At 30.0% G+C, this 21149-nt stretch carries 20 protein-coding genes; 7 read left to right on the top strand and 13 right to left on the bottom strand.

Annotated elements, in window-relative coordinates; translation table 11 throughout:
- Window positions 1–29: 29 nt before the first annotated feature.
- A complete protein-coding gene (locus tag G9F72_RS00930) occupies window positions 30–602 on the top strand; it encodes a hypothetical protein (RefSeq protein ID WP_164957040.1) in 573 nt (190 codons plus the stop codon).
- 27 nt (window positions 603–629) lie between these two features.
- Here the strand turns inward: G9F72_RS00930 and G9F72_RS00925 are convergent, their stop codons facing one another.
- Both G9F72_RS00925 and G9F72_RS00920 read right to left on the bottom strand, forming a co-directional pair.
- Complete coding sequence (locus G9F72_RS00925) at window positions 630–1811, bottom strand: N-acetylglucosaminidase (RefSeq protein ID WP_164957041.1); 1182 nt, start codon at window positions 1809–1811, stop codon at window positions 630–632.
- 275 nt (window positions 1812–2086) lie between these two features.
- Window positions 2087–3250 carry an N-acetylglucosaminidase gene (locus G9F72_RS00920; protein WP_164957042.1) on the bottom strand — a complete coding sequence of 388 codons (1164 nt, stop codon included), beginning with the start codon at window positions 3248–3250 and terminating at the stop codon, window positions 2087–2089.
- A 280-nt stretch (window positions 3251–3530) separates the two neighbouring features.
- Here G9F72_RS00920 and rluF point away from each other — a divergent pair, with 280 nt between their 5' ends.
- Complete coding sequence (gene rluF / locus G9F72_RS00915) at window positions 3531–4316, top strand: 23S rRNA pseudouridine(2604) synthase RluF (protein WP_164957043.1); 786 nt, start codon at window positions 3531–3533, stop codon at window positions 4314–4316.
- Window positions 4317–4449: 133 nt separating this feature from the next.
- Here the strand turns inward: rluF and G9F72_RS00910 are convergent, their stop codons facing one another.
- Both G9F72_RS00910 and G9F72_RS00905 read right to left on the bottom strand, forming a co-directional pair.
- Window positions 4450–4995, bottom strand: a complete 546-nt coding sequence (locus G9F72_RS00910) for a hypothetical protein (protein WP_164957044.1) — start codon at window positions 4993–4995, stop codon at window positions 4450–4452.
- Between the two features lie 576 nt (window positions 4996–5571).
- Entirely contained in the window at window positions 5572–6168 is a 597-nt protein-coding gene (locus tag G9F72_RS00905; protein ID WP_224675912.1) for a class D sortase, read from the bottom strand.
- 193 nt (window positions 6169–6361) lie between these two features.
- Between G9F72_RS00905 and ispF the strand changes: the two genes are divergently transcribed.
- Entirely contained in the window at window positions 6362–6829 is a 468-nt protein-coding gene (gene ispF / locus G9F72_RS00900) for a 2-C-methyl-D-erythritol 2,4-cyclodiphosphate synthase (RefSeq protein ID WP_164957045.1), read from the top strand.
- A gap of 79 nt (window positions 6830–6908) precedes the next feature.
- Here the strand turns inward: ispF and G9F72_RS00895 are convergent, their stop codons facing one another.
- From G9F72_RS00895 to arcC, 5 genes are all read right to left on the bottom strand, one after another.
- The gene (locus tag G9F72_RS00895) at window positions 6909–8822 is read right to left on the bottom strand and encodes an EAL domain-containing protein (RefSeq protein ID WP_164957046.1); all 1914 of its coding nucleotides are present in this window, start codon (window positions 8820–8822) and stop codon (window positions 6909–6911) included.
- A gap of 367 nt (window positions 8823–9189) precedes the next feature.
- Window positions 9190–9396 carry a hypothetical protein gene (locus tag G9F72_RS00890; protein ID WP_164957047.1) on the bottom strand — a complete coding sequence of 69 codons (207 nt, stop codon included), beginning with the start codon at window positions 9394–9396 and terminating at the stop codon, window positions 9190–9192.
- 225 nt (window positions 9397–9621) lie between these two features.
- The gene (gene argF, locus G9F72_RS00885; RefSeq protein ID WP_202054846.1) at window positions 9622–10623 is read right to left on the bottom strand and encodes an ornithine carbamoyltransferase; all 1002 of its coding nucleotides are present in this window, start codon (window positions 10621–10623) and stop codon (window positions 9622–9624) included.
- A 39-nt stretch (window positions 10624–10662) separates the two neighbouring features.
- The gene (gene arcA / locus G9F72_RS00880; RefSeq protein WP_164957049.1) at window positions 10663–11871 is read right to left on the bottom strand and encodes an arginine deiminase; all 1209 of its coding nucleotides are present in this window, start codon (window positions 11869–11871) and stop codon (window positions 10663–10665) included.
- Between the two features lie 28 nt (window positions 11872–11899).
- On the bottom strand, window positions 11900–12844 hold the full coding sequence (arcC, locus tag G9F72_RS00875; protein WP_164957050.1) for a carbamate kinase: 945 nt from the start codon (window positions 12842–12844) through the stop codon (window positions 11900–11902).
- 465 nt (window positions 12845–13309) lie between these two features.
- Here arcC and G9F72_RS00870 point away from each other — a divergent pair, with 465 nt between their 5' ends.
- Complete coding sequence (locus tag G9F72_RS00870) at window positions 13310–13492, top strand: hypothetical protein (protein ID WP_164957051.1); 183 nt, start codon at window positions 13310–13312, stop codon at window positions 13490–13492.
- 74 nt (window positions 13493–13566) lie between these two features.
- Here G9F72_RS00870 and G9F72_RS00865 read toward each other — a convergent pair whose 3' ends face one another.
- A complete protein-coding gene (locus G9F72_RS00865; RefSeq protein WP_164957052.1) occupies window positions 13567–14157 on the bottom strand; it encodes a DUF1836 domain-containing protein in 591 nt (196 codons plus the stop codon).
- Window positions 14158–14766: 609 nt separating this feature from the next.
- Between G9F72_RS00865 and iscB the strand changes: the two genes are divergently transcribed.
- The 3 genes from iscB to G9F72_RS00850 all read left to right on the top strand — a co-directional run bounded on the left by iscB (window position 14767) and on the right by G9F72_RS00850 (window position 17959).
- Entirely contained in the window at window positions 14767–16002 is a 1236-nt protein-coding gene (gene iscB / locus G9F72_RS00860) for an RNA-guided endonuclease IscB (RefSeq protein WP_224675911.1), read from the top strand.
- A gap of 84 nt (window positions 16003–16086) precedes the next feature.
- Window positions 16087–16731, top strand: coding sequence for a PspA/IM30 family protein (locus tag G9F72_RS00855; RefSeq protein WP_164960117.1), 645 nt, complete (start codon window positions 16087–16089; stop codon window positions 16729–16731).
- Between the two features lie 982 nt (window positions 16732–17713).
- Window positions 17714–17959: an AbrB/MazE/SpoVT family DNA-binding domain-containing protein gene (locus G9F72_RS00850; RefSeq protein WP_124996827.1), complete on the top strand. Its 246-nt coding sequence runs from the start codon at window positions 17714–17716 to the stop codon at window positions 17957–17959.
- Window positions 17960–18061: 102 nt separating this feature from the next.
- Here G9F72_RS00850 and G9F72_RS00845 read toward each other — a convergent pair whose 3' ends face one another.
- The 3 genes from G9F72_RS00845 to G9F72_RS00835 all read right to left on the bottom strand — a co-directional run bounded on the left by G9F72_RS00845 (window position 18062) and on the right by G9F72_RS00835 (window position 21095).
- Complete coding sequence (locus G9F72_RS00845) at window positions 18062–19162, bottom strand: NlpC/P60 family protein (RefSeq protein ID WP_164960116.1); 1101 nt, start codon at window positions 19160–19162, stop codon at window positions 18062–18064.
- A 296-nt stretch (window positions 19163–19458) separates the two neighbouring features.
- Window positions 19459–20301 (bottom strand): 16S rRNA (cytidine(1402)-2'-O)-methyltransferase, encoded by an 843-nt coding sequence (rsmI, locus tag G9F72_RS00840; protein ID WP_187356124.1) that lies wholly within the window; start codon window positions 20299–20301, stop codon window positions 19459–19461.
- Between the two features lie 50 nt (window positions 20302–20351).
- Window positions 20352–21095: a tRNA1(Val) (adenine(37)-N6)-methyltransferase gene (locus G9F72_RS00835; protein WP_164960115.1), complete on the bottom strand. Its 744-nt coding sequence runs from the start codon at window positions 21093–21095 to the stop codon at window positions 20352–20354.
- Window positions 21096–21149 lie beyond the last annotated feature (54 nt).

The raw sequence follows: 21149 nt of genomic DNA, 5'->3' as shown, positions 1-21149 counted from the left end.
ACCTATTATCATATGAAAGAGGTGCTCTTATGCGTAAAGCTGGTAAAATAATCAATGTTGAAAAAAACAAAGTGTATATCATAACTGCAAATAATGAATTTGCTACTCTTGAAAAGAACACAGTTGAACCCAAAATAGGTGAGCTATATGCAGGTCAAGAATTTCAAAGCGTAGCCATTTGGAAATATTTATTAGTAATAGTTTGCTTGCTAGTACTTTTATTTTCAATAAAAAAATTATATTTAGATAATAAAGATAATTACTCCGTTATAGTAGACATGAATTGCTCTTTAAAGATGGAGGTAACCGGTACAGATAAAATTAAAAAAGTTGAAGGTATAAGCTCTGGAGGCTACAAAATTAAGCAACTTCTTTCACTAGAACATAATTCATTAGGACAAGCCTTAAAATTAATTCTAGATGAGTCTATTAAACAAAAATACCTAACTAAAGCTCATGCGGATGATGGCTTTAAAATTTCTATATTTATTTCCGGATATAAAAATGATACCCCCGTTGACTTAACTGAGTTTATAAAATATGCTAGTGCTCATAATTTTAAGGTATTAGTAAATAATAATGGACTAGTTAAAAATAACTAAGGGTATCCTTGCAGGATACCCTTAGTTCTACTTATATTGTGGTATTTCAAATTTTAAATTTGCATTTATATCTTTATCTTGAATTTCTCTAGTTGTATAACTGATTTTGTACGCCCAAGCTATGTCTGTAGCATATTGATGAGTTGCTACACTCCCTAGGTTAGCCGGGTCCCATCTCATTTTATATAGTGTATTTTGTTTTCGTGCTACATTATTTATATATTCATCAGAAATAAATTTGGCTCCACCCATTATTGCATCCTCTACTGTAAACCACCCATTACGATATGCGTACTCAGAACCATTTTTATCAGGAGCAATATCAGTTGCTCCTATACCAAACATGTTATATGTTAATCTAGGTGCAACTTGTATGCCATCAACTTCGCTTACCATAATACCTTTAGATAAATTTGATTTTCCATGTCCGGTTTCTAACATTGTATGTGCAGTTAGGTATGCTACATTAATATTGTTTTCACTAGCTGCCTTTAAAAAAGTTTCTCCTTGGTTATTTAATACACCATTACCTAACCCACCTTTAAGATAACTATTTAAAGCTTCTGCAGTGATACCCACAGTATAAGAATCTAGCTTTAAAAATTGATATACAGCATAATTATGGTTTTTAAAATTTTTAGGATTCATATATTCATAAATATCTAAGTTACTAGGCTTTAAATCATAATTCATTACTACATTAACAGGTTTAAATTTACTTTGCATATCTACAATTTGATTTAGCGTCGTGTCATATTCATTTGCAATATATTCCTTATTGCTATTACTTACTGGCTCTGTATCTGCTGCTTCTATGGTAAAATTCATTATAACAGGTGCCTTCATTGAATTACTATATAAATCCTTTATATTATCATTAATTTGTAGGGAATAAGTTTGCCCTGCTTTATATCCTGCCACCGGTGGTTCTATTTTCACGATATTATTTATAGGGTCATAAGATATCTTTGTGCCTACTATCTCTCCAAGTGGACTATAGACTACAACCCCCGCAGTGAGCTTGTCCTCACAAATCCCCTGATTAAATTTAATATTCCATACTCTATCAGTTTTTACATTGTTCCTATGTTCCATTTGCTTCACATTCAAATTTATAGCTGCTGTTACGCGGTTTGGGATAAATATAAATAACGCACACATTATTACTAGACATAAATTTAACTTGTTTAAAAACTTTTTATTTATCAATTTATCTTCCCCCTATACTTTTTATTTAAATCCACTAATGTGGTTTAGTTACCGGCTTAACCAAGAAACATAATTATATTAGCCATTATTTTTGTTAATGAACAATTCATCATACAAATATTCCATTATTTATAGCTATATCACCATTTTACCATATAATATGGTGATTTTACCAAATAATATTAATTACTTATTTTAACCTTACTTTATAACTCAAAAGATTGGTATTAAATTTATAAAAAATAAAGGATATCCTTTGCAGGATACCCTTAGTTCTATTTATATTGAGGTATTTCAAATTTTAAATTTGCATTTGTACATTTATCAAGAATTTCTTTTATTCTATAACTTTGCTTATATGCCCAAGCTATATCTGTTGCATATTGGTGACGATAAGTATTTGCTGGAATTGCTGGGTTCCATCTCATTTTGTATAATGTATTCTGATTGTAGGTAACATTCTTTATATATTGGGTAGCAATCCATTTGACCCCACCATCTATAGCAAGTTCTGGCGTAAACCATCCCTCTATGTAAGCTCTTTCTGAACCTAGTTTATTTGGATCTATATCAAAAGCTCCTATACCGAACATATTATATGTACTTTTACTTTCTTCTAATACTTGTCCACCAACTTCACTTACCATCACACCATTAGCGAGTATTGAGCTACCATTGCCAGTTTCTAAGAAAGCATGCGCAACTGCATATGCCGGGTTCACATCATATTTAAAACAAGCATCTAAAAATGTTTTTCCTTGTCCCTCTAGTATTCCCTTTCCTTTTAATACACTGTTTAGCTCTTCTGCAGTAATTCCTTCAATATAATTTAATGTTAAAAATTGATATACCGCATAATCATGGTACTCAAAATTTTTAGGATTCAAGTATTGATAAATATCTATATTACTAGGAGTTAAATAATAATTATTTACAACATTAACCGAGCTACATTTACTTTGTATAGCTACCATTTGATCTAATGTCGTATCATATTGCTTATAAACATAGTTCTTATTAACAGTATTTATTAACTGCGGATTATCTGGTACCGCTATTGTAAAACTCATAGTTATAGGTGCCTTGAGTTGATTACTATGTAAGCCCGTTATAGTTTGAGAAATTTGGAGTGAATAAGTTTGTCCAGGTATATAAGCTGAAACTGGTACTACTGTTATAGTATTATTGGCATAGGATGTCCTTATCTGTACTGGAAGTCCGCTAGGATTGTAAACCCTAACACTTGTACTAAGCTTGTCCACATTTATTTCTTGATTAAACTTAATCTTCCATACTTTATTAGCTTCCACTTTTACATTTTTCTGTACCCACTGAGTCGGATTTCCGGCCGCTATAACAGTGTTTGGTATAAATAGAAATAAACCACATATCACTATTAGAAATAAACTTACCTTGTTTAAAGAATTTTTATTTAGCAATTTACCTTCCCCCTATACTTTTCATTAAATTTTCACTAAAGTATCTTAATTAAAGACTTCACAATAAAATTCAATTAATTAATTTATCATTTCTCTTTATATTTCGATGATTATTTAATATAATGAAGTAAAATATTATTTTTGTTTAGAATCAGTTTTTCCAGTAATTATTTCATTATTTATATATGTATGGATATTTAACCATATATTATAATATTTTACCATATATTATTAATTATTCAACTTAATTTTGCTCTATAATTCCAAAGGACGGTGTGAAATGAAACCCATACATAATGATAAAGAAAAAACCATTATTCAGCACAGTGAAAATAGCACTTCAAAAACTAGATTAAATAAATATATAAGTGAAACTGGTTTTTGCTCTAGGCGCGTGGCAGATAAAATGATCGTTGAAGGTAAGGTCAAAGTAAATGGTAAGCTCCCTGAAATGGGCACTCAGGTATCTGCAGCAGATTACATTGAAATAAATGGTAACCACTTAAAACATAACGAGGAATTAGTTTATTTAGCTTTCAACAAGCCTGTTGGAATAACCTGCACTACGGAGCATAAGATTGTGGGTAACATTATAGACTTTATAAACTTTCCAAAAAGAATTTTTCCCATAGGACGTCTTGATAAACCTTCTCAAGGTCTTATATTTCTAACAAATGATGGCGACATAGTAAATAAAATTCTGCGTTCAGGCAATAACCACGAAAAAGAATATATTGTTACTGTAGATAAACCTATATCCCCGGATTTTATAAAAAATATGGGAAATGGCATAGCTATACTTAATACGGTAACTAAAAAGTGTATTGTAAAAAAAGAAAGCAAATATGTCTTTAGAATAATTTTAACAGAAGGCCTTAACCGTCAAATACGAAGAATGTGCGAGTGTTTAGGTTATGAGGTGGTAAAACTTGAGAGGCTTAGAATTATGAATGTTTCTATAGATAGACTACCTATCGGTAAATGGAGATACTTAACACCAAATGAACTATTAGGAATTAATGATTTGATTTCCGATTCAATTAAAACTGAAAATGCCTCAAAGTAATATAGCCTATAGCTTGCTTTTATATTAAAAAAGCACACAAAATTGTGTGCCTTTTTTTATTTATGTAGAGTTATCAACATAACCCACAGCTAGGCTGTGGATAACTTGTTAATCTTAGCTAACAATAACTATTTTATTTAACCTCTAACTCTTTTGGAAATAATGCTTTAAATTCATCAGTTATAATTGCTTTATTTTCTTTAACTTCTTTTAAAGATGGTTCATCTTTATCTGACAATGATATTATTACTTCATATACTGTTGTAGGCACTTTACTCGCATCATATACAACTATGTAGTCCTTTTCAAAGCGTACGCCATTAATATTGTTGTAGTACTTATATACCTTTGCACTTTTGTTATCAATTTTTTTATCTACCATAGCCTTTTGCGTTATGACATCTGCCTTAGCCTCGTACACTGCAAGTGGTTCCTTTTTCAATATCTTTAAGTTATATTGATCTGAGTAATAGTGATCTTTCTCTGAGATGCTATCCATCATTTGACCTACTGACTCAAACTTAATTACCTCACTCGCAGGCTCTGCAGTTTCAGTCTTTTTTGTTTCTGTTTGCTTTGTAGCTGTATCATCTTTAGTTACAATTTTGTTACTTTTGCAAGCCACTAAGGATCCTGCCATTACCAATACCAAAATACTCGATAGAACTTTTTTAACCATTTAAATTTCCTCCTAAGTAATGTTATTTATATTTACTATTGTCTTTATACTTTAAAGCAAATAGCATAATACTCATTTGTGTTTGTGTAACTATTTTTTAATGTATTAATTTGCCACAAAACATATTATACCATTAAAAAGTATTTAATCAAGTATTGTGATGGTAAAAATTCTTAAATTTACAAATATAAATGATAAATTTCATATTTTGCACAAATATCTTTTACTTAAATATTTTTTATTTTTAAAATTTTGTTGATAATTTATTTTTTTTATTGTTTTTTATTTAGACTAACAGATTATACACATTAAAATTTACTAGTCCACAAATGTATTAAAACTATGTATCATTTTTAAAAATTATTATATACAATTCAATACTTATGCACATTATCCACAATTTCTCTGTGTATAACTTGTGGAATTGATAATATGGAGTGATTATTAGTATTAATTAGAGAAATTTTAAAAAATATATTGTATTTTTTTTATTTTAATGAAAATTATTGAAAATTATATTTTAAAGTTATGCACATTATCCACAGTTTTGTTGATAACATGTTAATAACTTTTCGACTATTTGCTTACAATTTTTCCTTTTATTATAAGTCTGTGAGTAGCTACTCTTATGGGAGTACAGGTTACTAATGTTATTTCTGCGTCTTCTGTGTTGTCTAAAACAGATATTTCTTCTGGTTTTACCACCTTACTTTCATAAACCACATATTCAAACTCTCCAGCCATAGTGGTAACCATTATTTTATCACCTATATTTAATTCATCTAATCTATTAAAATATTGATTATAGGTATAACTTCTATGACCTGCAACACAAAAATTGCCTTTAACTCCCGGCATTGGGGTTCCAGTAAAATGACCTACTGCATATTTTAATATATCCATTCCAACCCCTTCGCTAAGTGCTACAGTTAGATTGATTTTAGGAATGGAGATAATTCCAATGGTTCCTTTAGTGGTAGTTGAAGCTTTTTTATCAACAGTCTTTATATTTTCACTAATACCTAACTGCTCATCCGCCTTTTGAATATTTTTCTTAAAATCTTCAATCATAACCTTTTGTGTTCTACTCGCCTGATATCTCATAGATAGTGCAGAAATAATAATAACTGCTCCTATAATCATCATAAGTATTCCAATCCAGCTCTTTTTCACAACTTTTCCCCCATCCATTTTGTAATTTTTTTCTATATATCTAAATATTATATCATATTTAAATATGGTAGTTATATCTACAATTATATACTTGTAACCATTCCATAATAAATTTTCTTGATTACCTCACTATAAAATGCTATATTAGGCACATGAAAATAATAAATATTTAAATTGAAAAGAGGTAATTCGATTGAGAATTGGAATGGGCTACGATGTTCATAAATTAGTTAAAGATAGAAATTTAATACTTGGCGGAGTAAACATACCCCATGAAACTGGATTATTAGGTCATTCAGATGCAGACGTTCTTATTCATGCTATTATGGATGCTCTTTTAGGTGCCGCAGCTCTAGGTGACATTGGGAAGCATTTCCCTGATACTGATGCCACATATAAAGGTGCCAGTAGCATTGTTCTTCTTAAACATGTAGGTGATTTAGTAAAAGCTAAGGATTATATAATTGAAAATATCGATGCTACAATCATTGCACAAAGACCTAAAATGGCTCCTCACATCCCTTATATGGTAGAAAATATTGCATTGGCACTACAATTACCTATAGATAAAATCAATATTAAAGCTACTACAGAGGAAGGTCTTGGGTTTACTGGTCGCTGCGAGGGAATTTCTTCTAATGCCATATGCCTTTTAAAATAGATTCTTACAATTTTTCTAAAATAAAAAAACTGTGGACACTTCTTATAAAAGAAATGTCCACAAATAAATACCTAAGACCCTAAAATCCACTTTCCCAAATTTCATAATCTGCATGATCAATAAGCATGGTAGAAGAAAAATGTGTACCTTGTCCGTATTCAACTCCTAGTTCTATTAGCTTTTTCTTTTCATCTAAAGTTCGTATTCCCTCAGCTATAATTTTCATATTAGTTTTTATAGCCATTTTAACCATGTGCTCTACCATTAATGCTTTTATTTCATCTTTATGAACATCTCTAACAATTTGTGGAGAAATTTTTATAAAATGTGGCTTCAGTTTTATTAATTCCACCATATTAGAATTACCTTCCCCGAAGTTTTCCATTGCTAATTTGAATTTTAACTCATGAGCAAAATTACGCCAAAACGCACTTCTTGGTATACGTTGAGTAATTTCTAAAACTAAGTTTGTACCTTGTAATTTATTTATAACTTTTTTTATAGTATGCCTTGTTGTATCCGATTGAAGTTTGAAAAATAATCCTTCTTCAATAAACGGTTTGAGTTTATCTAGATAATTGCACAATTTATCACAAGCTAGCAATGTAAGATTTTCCAAGTCTCCAGTAAGCCTAGCCTTTTCAAACATTTCATCCGGGAAGAATTCTAATCTTGAATCCCTAACTAGTATTTCTAATGACTTAACCTTTCCACTTTTTAAGTTTATAATAGGCTCCACAGTAAGCTCTATTGATTTATTTTTTATTATACCTGAAATATGATATGCCTTTTGATCAATCTTATATATTGAATCCTTATCTAAATATTCGCTTATCGAAGTTTCATCTAAAAACCACTGAACACTAGTGCATGAGGATAGGCTAGGATTATATAAATCTATAAGTTCATGTTTTAAAACAGCCCTTAAGTTATACATTGTATATATCATCGCTGCCATTCTTTTATTTTCATCCTTTGTTTTACGAATGAAGTTAAGTCCTGCAGATACTCCAGCTAAATAAAAAGATGGCTCATATAATTTATTTCTAGAATCCGAAAGTAAATAGTCTATACCATGTCTTAATTCTGGTATTATATCCCTAAGTATACTAGCTCCATCGCCATCTGGTATATCAACGTACTTTACATTTTTGGTTAATTCTTCACATAAACTAATCCAAAATTTTCTTTGCTTATTACTATCAAATTTTAGATAGTCCATTAGTGAATGTAATTCTAAGTACCTTGTATCATAAAAAATATTACTATGAGTTTGGTAACTTCCAAAATCAATAATAGAGGGTTTCTTCACTGAAACAATAATATTCCCTCCATGAAAATCTCCATGTATACAGGAATGTAAATATTTCACCTCACTACCACCCCAAACCTCTTCATCTGTAAAGAATCTATAGGGATTTGGGAAGAATTTGTCCACTCCATCAATAACTAACCATTTTTTATCTTCATCAATCGTTAAGGTCTCAAAAGCTCTTATAAGTTTTTCATCCATAAATCTATAACCTAAGGAGGTTTTCATTATATCAATAGGAGAACTAATTTCGGACGTGTGCGGTTTATTCCATGTGTACAAAAATTTAGCTACTTGTTCTGAAGTTTGCTTAACTATTGCTAATTCATTTTCTAATGAATATTTTAGGGTTTTAATTCCTAGTACGTTATCTCCCCCTAGTTCATATAACACACCGAATCTTATTAAATTGTTTTTGCATTGTATTTCCACTTCGTCAATAATTTTAGGTATATATCCTTCAATAGCATTCTCGGTTGATTGTAAAAAGGCTTTATTATGTAATCCACTTTCATTCATTTCTTGAATCTTTAAAACTCCGAGTTTTCGAGATTCACCAAATTCCACAGTATATACTGCTGCACCAGATTCTCCATCATTTAATTCATTTATTATCTCTATAGGTTGATTTTCTTCTTTAAAATTTTCTAGAACCATTATCTTTTCTTGCTGGCTTAGCATATTTTACCCCCTGTATCAGTTATTGTGATTATGCTGTCATTTATAATATAGATAAACATACCTTTATCCAGACTTATTAATGTTCAAATGCTAATGTTATAAAATTATAAACCATTTCTATTGAATTTAACAGTGTATAAACTATTAACTTCGCATAAATTTATGTTTTTCACTAATTTCAGGTTATTTCACACTTATATTTTAGGCAATATCTTTTATTTAGTAAGCAAAATATAGTCCTCTTTATTTGATTATACTACAACTATATTATATTGCTATAAATACAAAAAATCACACAAGTTTTATGATTTATAAATCATGTATGATTTTAAGATTTCTCCTGTTAAACACTATATTTAAAGTTTACTTAACTAAATAACTTCCTGTTACAATAATACTTATCTTCTCTTTTCTCTAAGTCGAACTCACTTATAGATGTAATTCTATCATGTTGCTCTACATGAAGTACATACCCTTCTTCATTTCTATTTTGAAAATAAACTTTCGTATAATTCATAACTTCTACTTTATCCCCAAAAATATCATAAATTAATAATGGTATCTTACCCAGCATATATATCTACCCCTTTTATATTTATTAAGTATAAATTAATAAATATTATGGTATACCAATATTTATGCGTAATTTTTGATAACTTTGAATTATTCTTTTATATTTTACTAAAAGACAATATAAAAAAACATATAATTTCAAAACAAAAAACTTTCAGAATAAATCCGAAAGTTTTTATTAATAAAATATATCCTTAAATTAAATATCACCTAAACTGATATAATGTTAATTTCCTAGTGTTGCCACCATAACTGCTTTTATAGTATGCATTCTATTTTCAGCTTCATCAAATACTATTGAAGCTGAACTTTCAAATACCTCATCTGTAACTTCAACACCATTCATTCCAAATTTTTCAAACACTTCTCTACCAACCCCAGTTTTTAAATCATGGTATGCTGGTAGACAGTGCATAAATTTAGTATCTTTATTATGTGTCAAATCCATCATTTGTTTATTAACTTGATATGGTTTTAATACACTAATCCTTTGTTCCCAAACTTCATCTGCTTCTCCCATTGATACCCAAACATCAGTGTATATTACATCTGCATCCTTTACTCCCTGTGCTACATCATCAGTAATAGTGATTTTGGCTCCTGTATCCACAGCTACTTCTCTACATTTATTAACTAGTGCATCTTCAGGGAATAATGAATTTGGAGCAACTATTCTAAAGTCCATACCCATCTTCGCAGCTCCTATCATAAGAGCATTTGCCATGTTATTTCTTCCATCACCAGCATAAACAAATTTGATTTCGTTTAGAGGTTTTGTAAAGTGTTCTTGTATTGTTAAAAAGTCAGCAAGAATTTGAGTAGGGTGATCTTCAGTAGTTAATCCATTCCAAACTGGCACTCCTGCATATTTTGCTAGTTCTTCAACTACTTCTTGACCATATCCTCTATATTCTATTCCATCATACATTCTTCCAAGAACTCTAGCTGTATCTGCTACAGATTCCTTTTTACCAATTTGAGTCCCTGTAGGTCCAAGGTAAGTTACATGTGCTCCTTGATCTAGTGCTCCTACTTCAAAAGCACACCTTGTTCTTGTGGAACTCTTTTCAAATATTAATGCAATGTTTTTACCTTTTAATGTTTGCTGTTCTGTTCCTGCATATTTAGCTCTTTTTAGATCTCTCGCTAAATCGAGAAAATAATTAATCTCTTTTGGTGAAAAATCCATAAGCGTTAAAAAGTTTCTGTTTCTTAAGTTAAACATAATAAATTCCCCTCTCGTATCTTTAATCGAATTTTTTTATAATTATATTAAATCTTCCCTATAGAATGGCATAGACATACATCTAGGGCCACCTCTGCCTCTTGATAGCTCACCTGAAGGCATTTGAAGTACTCTTATATTGTTTTTATCTAAAATCTCATTAGTAACATAATTTCTCTCATAAGTTATTACGGTACCAGGAGATATAGCTAGTGTATTTGATCCATCATTCCATTGTTCTCTCCCTGATATAACCTTATCTCCGCCACCACAGCGTATCAAAGTAATGTCCTTTTTTAAATGACTAGAAAGTATTTTTTCCAAACTGCCTTCTTCTTCTCTAGTTATTAATTCTTTATTCTTGTGATCATAAGTTATAGCTGTAACCTTTAAGGTACCTTCAATTCCTGGATGAACAGTAAATTTATCATAGTCAATCATTGTAAATACAGTATCTAGATGCATGAATGCTCTAGTTTTAGGAATATCGAAAATTAAAATTGTTTTAAAAGACTCGCCCTTTTCAAATATATTCTTAGCCATACTTATAACTGCTTCTTTATCAGTTCTTTCACTATGGCCGATAGCTATAACGTCTTTTGATAAGATTAATTCATCTCCACCCTCTATATTATATACCTCATTTCTGTCATACCACAATGGTATTGCTGAATCCTTTAGTTCTGGGTGATACTTGAAAATATATTTCCCAAACACTGTTTCACGCCTTCTAGTTTTAGTTTTCATAGAGTTTAAGCTTATTCCGTTTCCAATACATGCAAAAGGATCCCTTGTAAAATATAGATTTGGCATAGGGTCCATTATAAATGGATACTCATCATACTGTTCTTTAATCTCAATTTCTTTTTTTCTTATTCCTGCCATCACCTTATCTATCATTTTTTTTTCAGGTAATGAATATAAATAATCCTTTAGTGATGTTATAATTTTAGTTTCATTTATACCACATTCCTCTATAACTTCATCCAAAAATAATTCCTTAACTTGTGGATCTTTTATTGCTTCTACAGCTAGCTCCTCAAGGTATAAGGTTTCCACACCATTCTCTTGCAATATTTTAGCAAAATTATCATGTTCTTGTCTGGCTACCTTTAGAAATGGAATATCATCAAATAAAAGTCTTTCTAGATATTCTGGTATAAGATTTTCAATTTCTTCTCCAGGTCTATGTATAAGAACAGTTTTTAAATTGCCTATTTCTGAATAAACATTGATTTTTCTCTTATCCATCCTCTTTTTACCCTCCTATTTGAAATAATTAGTATATAATTTTTGTTCCTGACAAACCTTTTAATGCCTCTTTAGCTTTTGACAATGATGCTATAATCGCTGTTTTATCTTTATTATTCATTATGAATTTTTTGCAAGCCTCAACCTTTGGTAGCATACTCCCTGGAGCAAATTGACCTTGAGTAATATAGTCATTAAGCTCATCAAGCGTAATTTGTTTAAGTTCCTTCTGATCTGGTTTATTATAATTTACACAAACTCTATCTACTCCTGTTAATATTAAAAGCACATCTGCATCTAGTATTTCTGCAAGTTTTTCCGCAGCAAAATCCTTATCTATAACCGCTGCAACACCCTTAACCATGCCGCCATCGCGAATAACAGGTATTCCCCCGCCACCACAAGATATAACCACATTTCCCATATCCACTAACTCTTTTATTAAATCCTTTTCTATAACATCAATAGGCTTCGGAGATGCAACCACTCTTCTATATCCCCTGCCTGCGTCCTCTTTCATTATATAACCATGTTCTTTTTCTAATTTTTTAGCTTCCTGCGCAGTATAAAAAGAACCTATGGGTTTAGTTGGATTTTGAAAGCCTTGATCATCTTTATCAACTACTACTTGAGTTACTATAGTTCCTACAGTCTTATCTATACTTCTATTTCTTAATTCTTCACCTATAGCATTTTGAAGGTGATATCCTATATATCCTTGTGAAAATGCTCCACATACATCAAATGGGAACAATACATTTCCCTCATCGAATTTTTGGGCGGCTTCTACTGCTGCAACAATTTGACCTACTTGAGGACCATTTCCATGAACTATAGATACCCTGTGTCCTTCTTCTATGAGATCCACTATTGACTTAGCTGTTTCCTTACAAGTTTTAAGCTGTGCCTCTGGGCTTTTGTCTTTAGGATCTGATTGAAGTGCATTTCCGCCTAATGCTAATACTATTTTCATTACTAAACCCCCAAAATATTTTTTTATTTTTACAATATTTTTATATTATCCATATTTTTATACTATCCTGTTATACAACCCTTGTCAACCATTGAGATTTCATTATATTTGCATAAGTATTCTGCCCAATTCCCTTTGATTTATTAAAATTCTTTATAACCTTATAAAATATAAAAGAAACGGTGTTCTTAACTGTATAAATATATACATTTAATGAATAAATTTTATAAAAATTATTTTATATTTTCATATTTAATTATTTTATATTTTCATATTTTATTTGACATAATAATAAATAACCCATATAATAATATTAATACATACCCCTGGTGGGTACAAGGAGGATAAGATATGAATATTTCTTTTGATGAAGTTACTAAAAACGCATTAAACAAACAACTTTTACAAAAAGGTAAATCTTCAGTTAGATTGCTTATAAAAGGCTTTGGTTGAGGAGGCCCAATATTGGGTGTTGTTCTGGACGAACAACAAGAAGATGATATTTTACAGTCAGTAAACGGAATAAACTTTATAGTAGATAATGAGTCTTCCTATGTTTTTGAAGATACAAAGATCATATACACTAAAAGCATATTTGGAGAATCCTTTAAAATAATAACAACGGAAACTGCAAATAGTTCATGTTAATAATAAATAGCAATAAAAAAATAAAAGGCCTATAATTTATAGGATCTTTTATTTTTTCTAGAATATTCTACTTTTTAAGTTTCATAATCCTCTACAATTCTTTGAACTAATTTTTTTATTGCACTAGCTTGAGATACTAAAGTCATTACAACCAAAAAAACTGATATTCTTTCCTTATCACTTTCTTTTAAATCTAGTGCATCAATTGTTTTTTCTAATTTTTCTTCGTCACAAAACTGTTTCCCTGAAAAATCATTAAAACTCTCCTTTTGCATATCCGAAAAAATCTTATAAGCACTTTCCCATGAAATAATATCATCATCTCTATCATTAATTTCATTAAAGGCTAATCTAAAAACTTTTTTAATTTCTTCTGCTGTAAGTACAGGTCTCATATGGCTAAGTAATACCAACTGCGCAAGATGTAATTTTGTATATCCTCTTTTTTTACTATCTTCTGGTTTTGATATAACTTCACTTTTTATATAATTCTGTACTATATTATTAGTGTACTTGTCAGCCTCAAATTTATCATTTAAATAATCAATAACTTGAGATAAAAACAAGTCATATTGAGGTAATTCCTCATAGGGAATTATACTACTTTCTGATATTGATTTTGATAATAAGTTTATAGTTTCTAGGGTAAATTTGGCCTTATCCAATTTTTATCACCTTCCAAAAATTAATATCCCAATTAAAATAAGTTTTATATTCTGTCGAATATAAATTCGATTATATTTGTATTATAAGGTAAGTATAACCCTATTACAAGTTATTTCCTGTATGCTATTGTTTTTTGCGTTTTCTTTTATCTTCTGACTGTAAACCACCTCATATTTTCATCTAAAAATGTATATATAAATTATAGTATATATAAAGAAAGATATTACCATAATAGTAGCAATGAAATTTTCTTAATAAACTATTAATTCTTTAAAATATATTCCAATCTTTATAAATATGTAAAAATAAGGAGCTACCAAACTGCTTACAAAACATTTAACAATATTGAACAAAACTATACAAACTGTAAGGAGTGAAGGTTGCTTTCAAGCCCCAGTGAGTGTAGTTTCTTGAAAAAGAAATAGCACGATGAACTACGTTAGATGACTGGTTAAAGACGTACCTTTAGATGTACTTCAGTCTGAAGCCCTACGATAGTTAGAAAGAAACTAACCTAAGGCATTGCTATGGTTAGACACATCAAAACTTAATACACCACCATTTGACATTGGCAAGAAGAAAAATGCCCATTAGGAGGATGACTAGAGATGGTCGAATATTCTTTTGTAGTGGACTTAGCTGGCAACAGATTAAGTCCCTGCAACAAAAATAAATCATATTATCTAATTAGGAAAAACAAAGCTAAAATGCTTAATAAATTTCCAATGGTAATACAGTTACAAAAAATAGTTAATGACGACAATAATGATGATGTTAAAAATTATCTAGGAATTGATGATGGAAGTAAAAATGTTGGCCTGGGAATAATTCAGCAATGTAACACAAAAGTTAAAACGATTTTTAAGGGTACCATAGAATTAAGGCAAGATGTTTCTAAAAAAATGACGATAAGAAAGGGCTATAGAATGTATCATAGGTACCATAAAAGATATCGTAAAAAGAGATTTGATAACAGACGCACATCTAAACGCGAGAATAGACTTGCGCCAACTATACTACAAAAGAAACAGTCTATATTAAGGGTTGTAAATAAACTGTTAAAATGGACTAAGATAGATGCAATATATCTTGAAGATGTTCTTATAGACATAAGGGCAATGGTTGAGGGTAAAGCCCTATACAAATGGCAGTATCAAAAGTCAAATAGACTTGATAATAATATTAGATTAGCTGTATTTATGAGAGATAACTTTAAATGCGTAGACTGTAACTCTAACATTAAACTTCAAATGCACCACGCTAAACCCAAAAATAGTGGTGGAGCAGATAGTATTTATAATGGCGTAACTCTATGCGAAAAATGCCATATAAAAACTTTTGGCAAAGAATTGCAGCTGATGGATGAATATTTAACCAAAATCAAGGGTAAGAGTTTGTGTCTTAGACATCCAATGCACGTTATGCAGGGTAAAAAATATCTGCAAGTGGAACTTGAAAAAATAGCACCACTATCTTTGACTACGGGAGCAGATACTGCAAATCATAGAATAGACTGGAATATAGAAAAAAGTCATTCTAATGATGCATTAGTCGTTTGTGGCACTGAAATTAAATCTACAGATATCAACATTAAAGATTGGCATATAAAACCTTTACGCAAAAAATCAAAAGGTGATGTAGAAACCGTTGTTGATGGGTTTAAATTAAGAGATTACGTTAAATATACTAAACGAAATGGCGTATGTTATATTGGATATATAACAGCATTATATCCAGATAGAAAACAGTTTAATATGACAACTAAAGATAATATTATACTAAAAAGATATGGGTTAAAAAGTCTTAACATTATTTCAAGACCGAATAGTATACGTTTTTCATAAAATTAAAAAAATAGAAAGTGAGGTGAATACTGGTTTTTAAAATTAAATGTTCATATATGTTTAGATTTAAGAAACCAGGTTACTATGACAATTATAAATAGACTGTATTATCTTATAAAATCTAAAATAAGCAGTATTTTAGATGAATTTGAAAGCCCCTTAGAACTGCTAGATCAAAAGATAAGGGATATGGAATTCATCTTAAATGATGCAAAACTTTCCTCTGCAAAAATTTTAGGTAATATACATGAAATTGAGAAGAGACTAGACAGCTTATCTAAAGAATCTGATGAATATAGCCAAACAATTAAACTCGCATTAAATAGAGGTAATGAGGCACTTGCTAAAAAAATCCTTGAAAAAAGATTAGATAATGATAAATATTTTGACTTACTAAACACAAGTTATTACAATGCAACTACAAAGGGTGAAGCTTTAAAATTACAACTAAGGGAACTGCAGCAAAATATATATGATATGAAAATATATAGAAATGAAGCATTTGCTAGATACAATGTGGCTGAAGCTCATAAAAAGATAAATGAAATTATTGGCAATATGTCAATTAGAAATAATTCAATGTGTATTTCAAATATTGAAGAAAGTTTACAAAAAAAAGAATGCTTTATATCCGCTTTGACAGAATTAAATTTTGATAATAATTTAAATAATGAGATAGCTAGCCTTAGTCGCCTAGATTTAAACTTAGAACTAAAAAAATATATGTGATTTAACCCACAATTAATATTGCAAATAGCCAAATTCTAAACATTATAATTAAGTTATCCACAGTTTTCAACATTTAATCAACAGAAGCTGTGGACAACTTAATTTATATTGAAAGCACTATTCAAAGGCTTTTACATATTAAAAGTAATTTTGACAAGTTTATTATCCACATTGTCCAATTATGGACTGTGCATAACCTGTTAATCCTTGTGTGGAATAAACAGTATGATGTTACTTATTTACTTTCAATTTTCACCTTTTTCTGCTATTTGTTTTTGTACTATTTCAATGAACTATTGTAATTAGAACTAGAAGTTCCTATATCATCTAATCTACCCATGAAAGGGCTCACATCTCTTTTCCCCCTCTAACTATATCACTTTATATACATTAACACATTAACATTATAAAATATGCCTTGATACAATATGGTTTTTATACTTTTTTTTATTAGCTTTATTTTATATTTTTTTATTTATAATAAATTTTCTTTTTTTTTACAATCCAGCAGGTTAAACTGACTTTCTTTTATATTAATTTCCATTAATGTCAAAATATTTAAATTTTTAAATGATTAATACTATATTTTGCTTTTTATAATCATTAGATTGTTAGATACACAATTAGTAGTACAACCCTTCGACATATATTAATATATATATCCATAAAATTACTATTTTACTTGTGATATATTTCTATGCTACAAAAAACTGTTTTCCCATTGAATTTTGTGGCTCTGAAAGGTTTTTATAGTGTTATTTATTGATTTTAAAGACATTAGAAGCATGGTAAAAATTTGTATTTTTTTAAAAAATATATTGACATTTGTATTATATGGTAGTATATTAACTTTAGATGGAAGTAAATATTAATTTTGTAATATTAACTAAATTAATCAAGTGAAATTTTGACTTTATACGTCATATTTATTAATATTTCAAAATTAAGTTGTCGGAAATTGTTATCCTAAGGAGGAATTATTATGAAATCAACCGGTGTTGTAAGAAGAGTAGATGAACTTGGAAGAATTGTTATCCCAATAGAACTTAGAAGAACCCTGGATATTGCTGAAAAGGATGCTTTAGAAATTTACGTTGATGGCGAACTAATTATACTAAAGAAATATCAACCAGCATGTATTTTCTGTGGTGATGCCAGAGATGTAGTTAATTACAGAGGTAAAAATATCTGCAAGCCTTGTCTTGAACAACTTAAACAAGAAAAATAAATGCACCAACTAATAAAAAGGAATCCTATAACTTATAGGATTCCTTTTTATAATTCTCTTGAAAAAAACAGGCTAATTAAAGTAGCCTGTCCAGTTTCAAATTTATTTAACTCTTCTTGCAGTAAGGTAATCGCTTCTCGTCAATGCCGATATTTTAATAACATCTCCGGTACGCGGTGCATGAATATATGAATTATTACCTACATACATTCCCACATGATGTGGATCTGCATCTGTACCAAAGAAAATTAAATCTCCGGCTTGTAAATTTTCTCGAGCAACATATGATCCTTCATTTATCTGTGTAAAAGTAGTTCTAGTTAATGAGACACCAAAATGCCCATATATGTATTGCATAAAACCAGAACAATCAAAATTTGTAGGACCTGCAGCACCCCAAACATATGGTGTTCCTAAAAAATTACATGCATAAGCAACTACTGAATCACTGCTAAGTGATGAAGCACCTCTAGATGGTGTATACTTAGGAACCCTATTTTTTATTTCTTGTATTTGCTTCATAGTAGCATTTACAATTGCCTCTGCATCGCCTATTTTGCTAGAATATAATTGTTCTTGCTTTTTAGCTTCTGCGATTAATGTATTTTGTTCTCCCTTTTTCACTTTAAGCTTGTCTATTTTATTTTCATTCTCAGTTTTCAAAAGCACTAGATTAGTCTTTTCAGTTTCAAGTGTCACCTTTTGAGCTTCAATTTTACTCTTTTTCTCTGTTAATTCTCCGATAATTTTATTATCATATTCAACAATCTTTTTTATGTTCTCAACTCTCGAAATAAGATCTTCTATTCCCTCTGAGTCCAATAAAACTTCTACATAACTGTCAACACCGTTCATATACATGCTTCGCATTCTCTTATTAAATAAGTCTTCCTCTTCTTTAATACTTGCCTCTGCAACTTGTATACCTTTTGTTGTTGTTTCTATTTGCTGCTCAGTTTCACCTATTTTAGATTTTGTTTTATCTACTTCTGCATAAATTTTTTCTATGTCTGCATCCATTTTTTCAATAGACGCCTCTATGTCATCAACCTTGCTTTGAGCTTGCTTATATGCGCTCTTTTGCTCTTCAAGCTGATTTTTTTGATTTTTAAGCTTGTCTGATAATGGGTCTGCAAATATTGGCATACTTATCGAAGTAACAAGTCCTATTGTTACTAACAATGATAACATCCTTTTACGCAATCTAATCCCCCCTATATGGAAATATGTATTCATATAATTTAAGCCTTCTTAAATCAACAATTTTATTATAACACTACTTTAAACCAACCTCAATGAAAAACATAGATTAAAATGTAAACTTTTTTACATATCCTTATATTTAAACATATATTTTCACGATAATTGTAAAATTTATGTTTATTTTACTATATTTGTATATATTTTCTCATTTTCCATGCTTTCATATTGTCAACTCCAGAGTGGTTAAATCATCACCTGCACTGTAGCTGTTTATAATCCTCGAAGGCGAAATATCATTAAATGTTCAATGAATGCTTATATATTTCAGATTTAGCCATACCTCTATCCTTTGCAACCTTTTTCATTGCATCTTTTTTATCCGTTCCTTCATTCATATACTTTTCTATATGTTCCTCTATAGTTAGTGTATCCCATTTTGCTTTTTCATCTTTATCTATATCTTCCTTACTCTTACCTTCTATTACTAATACATATTCTCCTCTAGGAGCTTTCTCTTTATAGTATTCTATAGCTTGTTCTAATGTCAGTCTAATTATTTCTTCATACATTTTTGTAAGTTCTCTACACATTGATATTTTTCTATTTCCGATGTTTTCATATAAGAATTCTAAAGTACTTAAAAGTCTATGAGGTGCCTCATAAAAAATTAAAGTTTCACTCCTATTTAACAAATCATCTATAATAGGCTTTCTCTCTTTATTCTCTCTAGGTAAAAACCCTCTAAATATAAATTTTGTAGTATCAAGGCCGGAATATACAAGTGCAGTAGTTATTGCTGTAGCTCCAGGTAGCACCTCGAATTTTATATTCTGCTCTATGCACCTTTGAACTATGACACTTCCAGGGTCTGATATCCCGGGCGAGCCAGCATCACTAATTATAGCTATGTTTTTACCTTCTTTTATCTGATCAATTAAATTTTCACTTTTCCCTTGTTCATTATGTTGATGATAACTTATAAGTGTTTTTTTTATATTAAAATGATTCAAGAGTTTTAAGCTTTGCCTTGTATCTTCTGCCGCTATTATATCTACATTTTGTAGCACCTCTAGTGCTCTAAGTGTAATATCCTTTAAATTCCCTATAGGGGTTGGGACTAAGTATAATTTTCCTACCATTATTATCACCCTTTACTTTGATATTTGCATTTATTTGAATGTACCTAGTATTAAATTGTATCCGAATTGTACATATCAGTAATTTCCTTAGTATATCCGCCGTCCTCTGTATGAACATAAAGGGGTGTCTCCCATTTTAAAAAGGCTCCTCCATCTCTTTGCCCCTCGATGAGTACAATGTTTGGTGCTTTATTTACACAAGGATGCACCATTCTTATACGTTTAGGCTCGATTCTATGCTTCCTCATAGTGCATAAAATATCAACTAATCTATCAGGTCTATGTACCATATACACCCTTCCACTATCCTTTAGTAGAATTCTACATGCAATAATTACGTCTTCTAATGTACAACAAATCTCATGTCTTGCTATAGCATTTTTATCATTTAAATTTATTAAGCCTGAATTTTGAAGTTTATAAGGTGGATTAACTGTAACAATGTCTACTTTGGAGATACTTTTAATAAGTTCTACGTCCTTTAAGTCTCCATGTATAAATTTAATTTTACGGTCTAAATCATTAAATCTTACAGAACGATTTGCCATCTCTACAAGTTCTTCTTGAATCTCTATACCAATTAAATCGCTTGCAGTTGTTTTTCCAGCTAATATGAATGGAATTATGCCCGTACCGCTGCATAAATCAACAACTTTAGCCTCTTTTCTTACTTTCGCAAAATTAGCAAGTAGTACTGCATCCACACCAAAGCGGAAAGCATCTTTCTTTTGTATAACCTGAATACCCTTTAGTTGAAGATCATCTAAAGTTTCATCATTTCTTAAAAACTCCATTATGTATCTCCTCTCTTTGAAATTTATGTTAACTATATAAATAGCATTAAAAGA

The organism is Clostridium estertheticum (assembly GCF_011065935.2).
GTDB lineage: Bacteria > Bacillota > Clostridia > Clostridiales > Clostridiaceae > Clostridium_AD > Clostridium_AD estertheticum_A.
The sequence above is the reverse complement of the archived record's forward strand: the minus strand, read 5'-3'. Positions and strand labels throughout refer to the sequence as shown.

Bases quoted from the DNA above. Each gene is read 5' to 3' on its own strand.
- G9F72_RS00930 (WP_164957040.1), top strand. From the start codon at position 30: ATGCGTAAAGCTGGTAAAATAATCAATGTTGAAAAAAACAAAGTGTAT.
- rluF (WP_164957043.1), top strand. From the start codon at position 3,531: ATGAAACCCATACATAATGATAAAGAAAAAACCATTATTCAGCACAGT.
- G9F72_RS00910 (WP_164957044.1), bottom strand. From the start codon at position 4,995: ATGGTTAAAAAAGTTCTATCGAGTATTTTGGTATTGGTAATGGCAGGA.
- G9F72_RS00895 (WP_164957046.1), bottom strand. From the start codon at position 8,822: ATGCTAAGCCAGCAAGAAAAGATAATGGTTCTAGAAAATTTTAAAGAA.
- G9F72_RS00890 (WP_164957047.1), bottom strand. From the start codon at position 9,396: ATGCTGGGTAAGATACCATTATTAATTTATGATATTTTTGGGGATAAA.
- arcA (WP_164957049.1), bottom strand. From the start codon at position 11,871: ATGGATAAGAGAAAAATCAATGTTTATTCAGAAATAGGCAATTTAAAA.
- arcC (WP_164957050.1), bottom strand. From the start codon at position 12,844: ATGAAAATAGTATTAGCATTAGGCGGAAATGCACTTCAATCAGATCCT.
- iscB (WP_224675911.1), top strand. From the start codon at position 14,767: ATGGTCGAATATTCTTTTGTAGTGGACTTAGCTGGCAACAGATTAAGT.
- G9F72_RS00855 (WP_164960117.1), top strand. From the start codon at position 16,087: ATGACAATTATAAATAGACTGTATTATCTTATAAAATCTAAAATAAGC.
- G9F72_RS00850 (WP_124996827.1), top strand. From the start codon at position 17,714: ATGAAATCAACCGGTGTTGTAAGAAGAGTAGATGAACTTGGAAGAATT.
- rsmI (WP_187356124.1), bottom strand. From the start codon at position 20,301: ATGGTAGGAAAATTATACTTAGTCCCAACCCCTATAGGGAATTTAAAG.
- G9F72_RS00835 (WP_164960115.1), bottom strand. From the start codon at position 21,095: ATGGAGTTTTTAAGAAATGATGAAACTTTAGATGATCTTCAACTAAAG.